Source organism: Vibrio sp. 2134-1 (genome assembly GCF_033339495.1).
Map to the genome: position 1 here is coordinate 1 of NZ_JAWOUS010000186.1, position 938 is coordinate 938.

General features: G+C 46.9%; 1 protein-coding gene. It reads right to left on the minus strand.

Translation table 11 applies throughout. The annotated features are described in order from the left end of the window. Positions 1-232: 232 nt before the first annotated feature. On the minus strand, positions 233-938 hold a 706-nt coding region (locus tag R7R78_RS24820), incomplete at its 5' end, for a ParB/RepB/Spo0J family partition protein (RefSeq protein WP_225474459.1).

The following is a 938-nucleotide window of genomic DNA, read 5'->3' on the forward strand; positions in this document are numbered from 1 at the left end:
AATGGCCTCTTGCCAACCGGCCTCTCCTTGCAAAACAATGCCTGAGCGTTGAAAAGCATGTTGAGATTGGCGTTGAAGTGAAGATAGAAATTCAGATTGTGCGTGCATGGGGTCTATCCGATGTTGAACTGCCGCCATGTTATCACATCTGCTATTCGGAGCATGCTTCCACACGCTCAAGATCGCAGACATAAAAAAACCGCCCGAAGGCGGTTATCGTTAAAGCTTAGTTTTATTGCATTTTGCTTTGAACAAAAGCAAGGATTTCTTCCATCAAGCTGTCATCGACTTTCTTCAGATTGAGAGCAAGATTGCTTCCTTTACGACTGTAGCTTGCTCGACCTTTGACAAGGTCAACTTTTTCAGCTTTTTTTGCAGGTTTAGCTGGTGCTAACTCTGAGATCCAACTTTCGATGCTTTCCGTCACTTCTTTGGTCAAACGAGCCACGCCTTGTGCCTTGCTACGTTGCCACAAGTAACCTTCAGATGTACGGCATTTATCCAATAAGTTTTGCTGCTGCTCAGCGGTCAATGTTGAGAACTGTTTGTGCAGTTTAACGATGGTTGGACGACCTAAATCGCCAACATTTGGATACGCTTGTAGCAATTCTAGCGGCAATGCCGCGGCTTTAAGCGCACCACTTACCAATGCTTCACTGCACTGGAACATTTTCGCTAGCGCTTTTTGGTCTTCAGCTTCACCGCTTTCCAGCTTAGCCTGCATCTCTTTGCCTTTTTCGTAAAGCGACAGCGGTTTGTGAGCATTCGCGACGTCAGATAGGAATTTCGCGTGTTCAGTGTTGATGCCATCACCAACGTAAACCAAGAAATCCTTCCCCGCCAAGATACAAGACATACGACGGCGGCTACCGTCTAGCACTTCAATTTTGCCATCGTCAGTGCGACGACCAACAGCTGGGTACTGTTGACCACGCTCT